Raw genomic sequence first — 7,999 nt, forward strand, 5'->3', positions numbered from 1 at the left:
AGAAGTATTTTCCGCGATGCACTTGTTGCGTGCTGGAAATTACTCTAATGGAAGCCTGGAATTCTTACCTTACGATCACCTTACGGTGGGATTTCCCCGGGCCAGGCGCTTCGCAGATGCTGCAAAAAAACATTTTCCGCCGATCCAATCCCTGCCCGGACAAGTTCAGGGGGAATGCGCCACGGGCGTGAAAATGTCCCGCGCGAAATGCCCGATGCGGTGACTATGTGCGTATTTGGGCGAGATTTTATGCGGTATATTTTCCTTCCCTGTAATGCCACCTGGAAAGGAATATCATGTCCGGCCCCTCGCTTACTCCCCCTCAAGATACCCGCATCGTCAAGGCAGCCATCTATCCGCCGATCGGCATCGCGCGCGTCGGCAATAGCCCGACGGAATACTTTCTGGGACCGGAAGTGCCGGAGCCGGCCCCCAGGCCGGCCGGCTATTACCGCGAGGCGGCCGGAGCGATCAAGCGCCAGGCGGCCGGCTTCCGCATCTACGGCTTGAACGCAGCGGGCGTCGCGGTGGCCGAATTGAACGCCAGCAATGCCGACATCGAATGGTCGGTGACGCTGGCCAACACCAAGGCCGCCTGGTACCAGTTCCAGATCGCGCTCGACATTCCGGAAGCCAATGCCACCCAGCCCTCCTTCCTGCGCAACATGGCCGTCACCGACCGCGCGCTGCTGGCCATCACGCCGGGCGAGCGCAAGATCAGCGGCAGCGAACAGCCGGCCGTGGCCTTCGACAGCGGCAGCTTCATGGGCCAGCGCGTCTACCTGGGCGAATTGCGCACGGATGCCATGGGACGGCTGATCGTGCTGGGCGGCCACGGCAAGTCGGCTTCGTGGAATGGCGCGCGCGCCATCACCTTTGCCAACAATGAAGGCTGGCATGACGACACGGCAGACGGCCCCGTCTGCGCCAGCGTGCGCTACCAGGGCAGCGCCTTGCCCGTCGACATGGCCTGGGTGGTCGTCGCGCCGCCCGATTATGCGCCGCAGCAAAAATCGGTCCGCACGATGTGGGATTTGATGCGCGACCTGTTCGTTTCCGAAGGAAAGCTGGCAGCGCCCGCCGTTCCCTCATTCCAGGATGATATCCGCCCCATTTTCGAGCGCCTGTCCAACCTGCAATGGGTCAACGCCGGCTTCGCCGCCGCCTTCGGCTGGGATGGCAGCACGCCGTTCAGCCGCGACGAGTGGATGGCGCGCCTGGCCAGCCCGTCCGAGAACCGCAAGGAATGGCGCACGGTCATCTATAACCAGTTCCGCCAGTTTGAGCGCGACGCCTGGGCGCCATCGCCATGGCCGTGGCTGTATGGCGACGCGATGGCCATCCCGCCGGCAGACACGCCGCGCCAGAACTGCGCGCTGAGCAACTTGCAATTGCGTTTCCTCAAACAGTGGGCGGCCGGCGAGTTCACGGCCGACTATGCGCCCGGCAAGCTTCCGCCGCAAAGCCTGGCCGAGGTGGAACTGTCCCTGCAACCGGACACGCTGCTGCGCGCGGCCATGGAATTCTGCCTGGCCGACGCCTTCCACCCCGGTTGCGAAATGACCTGGCCCATGCGCCAGGCCAGCATGTACAGCGCCCCCTTCCGCCTGGCGCACCGTCCGCCTGGCTGGGTGGAGCCGGATTACGGCGCCGTCTTGACACCAGACAATATCAGCAGCCCCTGCTCGGCACAGATCGCCGGCGGCGTCACGCGCTGGATGGCCGTGCCATGGCAGACCGACACGGCCAGCTGCCGCTCCGGCTACCAGTCCGACTACGATCCATACGTGCCCACGTTCTGGCCCGCGCGCGTGCCCAACCAGGTGATGAGCAAGCTGGCCTACGATACGCTGATGAACCGCGAAGTGCCCGCCGAGGAACGCCTGGCCGCGTTCGCCCGGCGCGCCGCGTGGATACGCCCGCTGGGCAACATCAGCTATGAAGAGCAGATCAACAACATGATCGCCGACCTGGCCCAGGTGGGCGTGGTGGAAGTGCGTCCCGGCCCCACGGACGTGAGCGGCTTCCCGGCCAGCGTGCAGGTCGAGAACTTGCCGCAGCCCATGGCCGGCAGGCACCAGCTGCGCGCCGCCGCGGCCATACCGGACGAGTTCGTCGACGTCGACTTGGAAGGGACGGAAAAAGCGCGCCACCTGCAGCGGCACCGTTTGTGACGGTGCTGCAGGCCGACGTGCTCGTCGTTGGCGCCGGCCCTGCCGGCGCCACGGCCGCGCTCAACCTGGCGGGCCGGCACCGGGTCTTGCTGGTCGACCGGCTGGCCGCGCCGCTGCCGCGCATCGGCGAATCGCTGCCGCCGGCCGCCGCGCGCCTGCTGCGGGACATGGGGCTGCTCGAACCCTTCCTGCGCCAGGGTCATGCGCCCTACCACGGCAACCGTGCCTGGTGGAACGGTGCGCAGACGGAGCACCACTTCCTCAGCGACCCCGATGGCCATGGCTGGCACCTGGCGCGCGGCACCTTCGATCTGTGGCTGCGCGAGGAGGCGCGCCAGCGCGGCGCCGCACTGCTGGCCTCGGCCAGTGTCGCGGCAATGACCGCCGGGGATGAGGGCTGGCGCGTGCGGCTGAACACGCAAGGCGGCACGTGCGAGGCCATCGCGCGCATCGTCATCGACGCCACGGGGCGCAATGCACAGCTGGCGCGCAAGGCCGGCGCGCGGCGCCAGCGCAGCGACCGCTTAATATCCGTCTGGCAATATGGGCGCGACCTGGCGCCGTCGCAGCGCGGTTTTTCGCACATCGAGGCATGCGAGCACGGCTGGTGGTACAGCGCCCCCCTGCCCGGCCAGCGGCGCGTGCTGGCCCTGCATACGGACGCCGACTTGCTGCCGCGCGCAGCATTGCGCGACACCAGCTGGCTGGAAACGGCGGCGCGGCGCCTGCCGGGCTTGCAGGCGCTGCTGGCACAGCAAGACTATGCCTCCGATACGCGAGCCATGGCGACACCGGCCCACTCGGCAAGCCTCGACGCTGGCGCCGGACCAGGCTGGTTCGCCGTCGGCGACGCCGCCCTGAGCTTCGACCCCTTGTCGTCGCAGGGCATCTTCAACGCCCTGTACACGGGCCTGGCGGCCGCCGAGGCCGCTGACCGAACGCTGCATGGCGATGCCGGTGCTTTCCACCACTACAATGGGGAACTTGCGGCCATCGGCGCGGCTTACCGGCGCCACCTGGCATTCTGCTATGGCCAGGAAACACGCTGGCCCTCAGCGCCGTTCTGGAACCGGCGCCGGCAAGCGCGGACCGCCTGACATCCCGGCGCCAGTCGTTCAAGGCCATGCAATCGGCAGGGCAAGCGCGCCCACGATCAGCGCGCGCATGCCCAGGTCAAATTCGGCCTCGATCCCGGCCTCCTCCCCGTCCCATTCATCGCCCGCCTGCGCATACACGGTGTCGGCCAGGGCCACGCAGTGCAAGGCCACCGTCGACAGCAGCCAGCGGGCGCGGGCCTTGGGCAGTGCGTAGGCATGCGCGACGTGTTCGTGGTGGGCATCGATCCTGGCCAGCATGGCGGGCGGCGTTGCCTTGCGGCGCAGCAGATACGGCGCCAGACCCGGGTGCGCCTTGACAAGTGTCCGCAGCGAAGCACTGAAGCGCACCAGGTAGGCGTCCAGCCCATCGTCGCCGGCAGCCGGCATTTCCCAACGAACAAAAATTTCCTCGGCAACCAGCAGCTTGAGCGCCGCCAGATTCGCCACATGCTTGTAGAGCGCCATATGACTGACGCCGAGCAAGGCGGCGATGCCGACAAAAGTCAGGCTGGGCAAGCCCATCGCGATGCCGGCGTCGGCGATGCGCTCGCGCGTGATGGTGCGGGGACGCCCGGGGCGCGGTCCGGGGCGTGTCACAGGCGTTGCAGTATTCATATGTATTTTTGCGTGGCGGCAGCTGCGTTGTCGGTTTTGGATAATTAGTTTAGCATGATGAAACTAATTACCCAAGACTAAGGAGTCAGTACCATGGCAGAAATGTCGGAACAGCAACCCAGCGGCCAGCTGCGCAGCGCCGAGCATGACCGCAGCCTGCATGAAGTCACCGCCGCCGTCAGCGCCATCGCGCGCCCCGTTCCCAGCGTGCTGCGCGTCACGGCCAGCCTGGCCCGCTCGGGCGACGACGCCAACTGGTCGCTGCCCAACGTGGCCTTCCGCATCCATCTGGACGGAGCCGACCATGGTGGCGCATCGCGCATCTATACCGTGCGCAGCTATGACGCAGCCACGGCCGCGCTTACCTTCGATATCGTGCTGCATGCCCACACCAGCCCGATGATGCGCTGGGGCGCCGGCCTGCGCGTGGGCGACACCTTCCGGCTCACCGGGCCGCGCCCGCAGTTCACCGTGGCCGATGGCAACGGGCGCAAGGTCGCCCTCTTCCTCGACGAGACGGGCATACCTGCCCTGTACGCGATGCTGGAACAATGGCCCGCCAACGTTGCCGGCATCGGCTGGGTGGTGACGGATGATGCGGCGGCGTTTGACGAACTTCCCGCCGTGCCCGGTCTGCAGCTGCAGCGCCTCGGCAGCGCGCATGTGGCGCCGGACGGCCCGCTGGCGGCCCAGGCAAGCAAGCTCGCCAACCCGCACGATTATGTGATCTGGGGCGCCGGCGAACGCGACGAAATGCGCGCGCTGCGCCAGCATTTCCGCATCAAGGCCGGCCTGGCCAAGGAACAGGTACTGGTGGCCGGCTACTGGAAGCGCGGCGTCAGCAATACCGAAATCGACGCGCGCCGGCGAGCGAGTTTCGACCGCCTGATCGCCAATGGCGGCACCCTGGCCGACTTCGACGACCTGGCGGTCGAGGTCTAAGCCGCCCCGGGGTGCCGGCGCCTTAGCTGGCGGCGAAGTCGAAGGTCCACAGGCCCTGGTTGCGGCTCAGCGCGACGTCCACTTCGGTGGCCGTGTCCGGCATCACGTACTGCGTCATGTCCGAGAAATTCTGCACGATGTAAGTCTGGCCCACCATGGGCGGCGTGGCCACCATGAAATAAAAATTGGGCAGGTACTCGAAGCTCACCGTCATGTTCGTATCGACATACGGCATGCTCACGACGGGCCTGCCGCTGACATACCAGTTGCTGTCGAACTGGATGTAGGGATTGGTCTGGTTGATCACGCCGCACTGCTGCGGCGTCAGCTTGGTTTGTGCCAGCGACGTGGCGGCAGGCTGCAGCTGCGGCGACAAGCCGGCCGGGCTCACGACCGACAGCAACTGGCCCGGCAAGACGTTCTTGCGGCCCGAGAAGATCTTGCTGTCGTTGACGTCGAGGCTGCTCACGTCGGTCGAGATCTGCGCCTCGTAATCGAACGATTCGGTAGCGCCGGCCGATCCCGTCAACACTTGCCAGGCGTGGATCTGGTAATTGCGCTGCGGCTGCTGCGGTTTCAAAAAGACCAGCACGGTCTTGCCTTGCAGCTCGTCCGCTGACACGTTGAAGTTGACGTTGAATCGGGTAGCCATCAATTGCTCCTTGCTCAGGACCTGCGCGGACTCGGGAAAAACAGCGCCGGGAAGACGAGTCCGCGATTCCCTCCAGCGCCGGTGCTTGCTGCATGCACATGCCATGCCCATGGAGCTGGCGTTCATGCGATGTCAGCCAGGGCGGGAATGTCACTGCTTTTAATTTCTCATTTGCAAGTATATGTTATTGCATGGCTTCAAAAGCAACAATATATAAGCGCATGAGCACCCGCCTATCTCCGGCATAAAGTGCTCCATGGCGGCGCTACAACAGTCGAAAAGGCCAGCGGAGAGGCAGCCGGCAAATACTTGACTTCTAAATCAATATTCATTAACTTGATAGTAAAAAGGCATGCGCTGAACGTCGCACCGCGCTGCCCCATAGTCCCCGCCTGCCGACATGCCGCACCTCGGCTTCGATTCCACCGCACGCGTACACACTGACAGGTCTCCAGGCATGCCGACACACGATCATTCCCCGGCCCATCCGCTGGCCACGGCGCTGGCACTCTCGCTGGGCGCGGCCGTCGCCCTCGGCCTGTCGCGCTTTTCCTATGGCTTGCTGCTGCCGCCCATGCGCGCCGACCTCGGCTGGTCCTACCTGCTGGCGGGCGCCATGAACACCTTCAATGCGCTCGGCTACTTTCTCGGCGCCCTGGCGACGCCCGCCCTGATGCGCCGCCTCGGAGTCTGGCGCTTGCTGGTCGCCGGTTCCGTGCTGGCCAGCATCTTCATGCTGCTGTCGGGCCTGGTCAGCGATACCACGGTCCTGTTCCTGCAGCGCGTGTGCGCTGGCGTGGCCAGCGCCTTCATGTTCATCGCCGGCGGCGTGCTGGCGGCGCGCCTCGGTTCCATGCATAGCCGGCATGCCGGCTTCTATATCGGTCTGTATTACGGCGGCACGGGCTTCGGCATCGCGCTATCGGCCCTGCTGGTGCCGGCTGCGCTGGCTGCCGCGCACGAGCACGGCGCCGCGCATGCCTGGCAATGGCCATGGCTGGCGCTCGGCATCGCCTGCCTGCTCGCCACCGCCATCATGGCCTTGCCAGCCAGGGCCATCGGCGAAGCGCCGCGCACCCTGGACGCGAAGCAGCGCTTCGCCTGGCGCGATTTCGCCCCCAGCCTGGCCGGCTACTTCATGTTTGGCGTCGGCTACATCGGCTACATGACCTTCGTCATCGCCCTGCTCAAGCAGCAAGGCATGACACCCGCCTTGATCACCGTGTTCTACACTGTATTGGGCCTGGCGGTGGTGGCGTCGTCGCGCATCTGGGCGCGCATGCTGGACCGCTACCAGGGCGGCGAATCGCTGGCGATCTTGAATGGCGTGCTGGGCACGGTCACCATCCTGCCCGCATTGACGAGCTTTGTACCCGTCGTGTTCCTCTCCGGCCTGGTCTTTGGCGCCGTGTTCCTGTCGGTGGTGGCGTCGACCACGGCCCTGGTGCGGCATAATTTGCCGCAAGCATCCTGGACGGCAGGCATCAGCGCCTACACGACGGTGTTCGCGCTGGGCCAGATCGTCGGGCCCATCGTCGTCGGCTGGATCGCCGACGGCCCTGCCGGCCTGGAGCGCGGCCTGATCGCCTCGGCCATCGCCCTCTTCATCGGCGCGGCACTGGCAGCGCGGCAGAAGGCGCTGGCAACGGCTGCATAAGCGACTTTTGCCTTATCTCGTGCTGGCGTAAAAAAAACCCTGATGAATCAGGGGCTTGGCAGGCACTTTGATCTGGCGTCACCTTATGATGCCGGATAAGAAATTATTCATTCAATGGTCAACGAGCTGGCCAAGCGCTTGATTTTTCAGTATTTTCCAAACCATTCAGTTGCCGATACCCTCAAAAATACCCTCACCTGCAAAACCCGTCATTGCCAGTTTGTCGCCGGCGCGAGAGGAGAGGAAAGTCCACTCACTCACAGCGGCCATCAGATTCTTCTGGGCGACGCCGCGTTCATTTCAGCACATCAGCAATCGCAGCGTTCCGATGCATTCAAAGATACGCCAAGGCAACAGCGCCGCGCGGTCACACTGTCACTTGCGCAATATCAGGCCCGCTATAGCAACAGAAACGAAACAATGGCACGCTTACGCATCTAAATTTTTTTAAGATGGCCAGTTCCTCCTGGGCACTGCTAAGGTCACGTCGTAACTGTTCTATCTCATTCAGATTGCCAACCGGTAGCCGGCCGGGTGAGCGCAAGGCTTCGTCCATGGATTGCTCATCGAGTTTCTTCACCCATTTGTAGAGCTAATTGCGACGTAGCCCTAGTTCTACCGCCAAATTCGTGGCACTTTGATTGCCCGCGCAGCCGCGCTACCGCATCGCGCTTAAATTCATCTGTGAATGCGGCGCGCAACATTGGTGTTGATTTCGATAAAGTGGGAACGATCTCCCGTTTCGAAGGCAATTGATTCTTTTCATGAATATCTCCGGGGCACATTGTCCCCTATTAGAATGTCCATGAAAACCGGACTAGCCAACCTACCCCGTCATACCGAGCAAAACAGCCAGTCTAAT

The 7,999-nt window shown here is 64.2% G+C and carries 7 protein-coding genes; 5 read left to right on the plus strand and 2 right to left on the minus strand.

From position 1 onward, the window contains the following. Positions 1 to 296: 296 nt before the first annotated feature. Together O0880_RS14145 and O0880_RS14150 are read left to right on the plus strand one after the other, a co-directional pair. Entirely contained in the window at positions 297 to 2,174 is a 1,878-nt protein-coding gene (locus O0880_RS14145; RefSeq protein ID WP_289887032.1) for a LodA/GoxA family CTQ-dependent oxidase, read from the plus strand. Continuing rightward, entirely contained in the window at positions 2,171 to 3,271 is a 1,101-nt protein-coding gene (locus O0880_RS14150) for a tryptophan 7-halogenase (RefSeq protein ID WP_289887033.1), read from the plus strand. Before O0880_RS14145 ends, O0880_RS14150 begins: the two co-directional genes overlap by 4 nt. Before the next feature lie 18 nt (positions 3,272 to 3,289). Here O0880_RS14150 and O0880_RS14155 read toward each other — a convergent pair whose 3' ends face one another. Continuing rightward, entirely contained in the window at positions 3,290 to 3,868 is a 579-nt protein-coding gene (locus O0880_RS14155) for a TetR/AcrR family transcriptional regulator (RefSeq protein ID WP_289887034.1), read from the minus strand. Positions 3,869 to 3,979: 111 nt separating this feature from the next. Between O0880_RS14155 and O0880_RS14160 the strand changes: the two genes are divergently transcribed. Next, the gene (locus O0880_RS14160; RefSeq protein ID WP_289887035.1) at positions 3,980 to 4,828 is read left to right on the plus strand and encodes an SIP domain-containing protein; all 849 of its coding nucleotides are present in this window, start codon (positions 3,980 to 3,982) and stop codon (positions 4,826 to 4,828) included. 22 nt (positions 4,829 to 4,850) lie between these two features. Here the strand turns inward: O0880_RS14160 and O0880_RS14165 are convergent, their stop codons facing one another. Next, positions 4,851 to 5,480 carry a hypothetical protein gene (locus O0880_RS14165; protein ID WP_289887036.1) on the minus strand — a complete coding sequence of 210 codons (630 nt, stop codon included), beginning with the start codon at positions 5,478 to 5,480 and terminating at the stop codon, positions 4,851 to 4,853. 457 nt (positions 5,481 to 5,937) lie between these two features. On the opposite strand from O0880_RS14165, the gene O0880_RS14170 reads away from it, so the two are divergent. Both O0880_RS14170 and O0880_RS14175 read left to right on the plus strand, forming a co-directional pair. After that, on the plus strand, positions 5,938 to 7,137 hold the full coding sequence (locus O0880_RS14170; RefSeq protein ID WP_289887037.1) for a YbfB/YjiJ family MFS transporter: 1,200 nt from the start codon (positions 5,938 to 5,940) through the stop codon (positions 7,135 to 7,137). 114 nt (positions 7,138 to 7,251) lie between these two features. Further along, complete coding sequence (locus O0880_RS14175) at positions 7,252 to 7,578, plus strand: hypothetical protein (protein WP_289887038.1); 327 nt, start codon at positions 7,252 to 7,254, stop codon at positions 7,576 to 7,578. The last annotated feature ends 421 nt before the right edge of the window (positions 7,579 to 7,999 follow it).

The organism is Janthinobacterium sp. SUN118, assembly GCF_030397695.1.
Taxonomy (GTDB): domain Bacteria; phylum Pseudomonadota; class Gammaproteobacteria; order Burkholderiales; family Burkholderiaceae_D; genus Janthinobacterium.

Coding starts and splice junctions, on each gene's coding strand:
- O0880_RS14145 (WP_289887032.1), top strand. CDS start 297: ATGTCCGGCCCCTCGCTTACTCCCCCTCAAGATACCCGCATCGTCAAG.
- O0880_RS14170 (WP_289887037.1), top strand. CDS start 5,938: ATGCCGACACACGATCATTCCCCGGCCCATCCGCTGGCCACGGCGCTG.
- O0880_RS14175 (WP_289887038.1), top strand. CDS start 7,252: ATGGTCAACGAGCTGGCCAAGCGCTTGATTTTTCAGTATTTTCCAAAC.
- O0880_RS14165 (WP_289887036.1), bottom strand. CDS start 5,480: ATGGCTACCCGATTCAACGTCAACTTCAACGTGTCAGCGGACGAGCTG.
- O0880_RS14160 (WP_289887035.1), top strand. CDS start 3,980: ATGGCAGAAATGTCGGAACAGCAACCCAGCGGCCAGCTGCGCAGCGCC.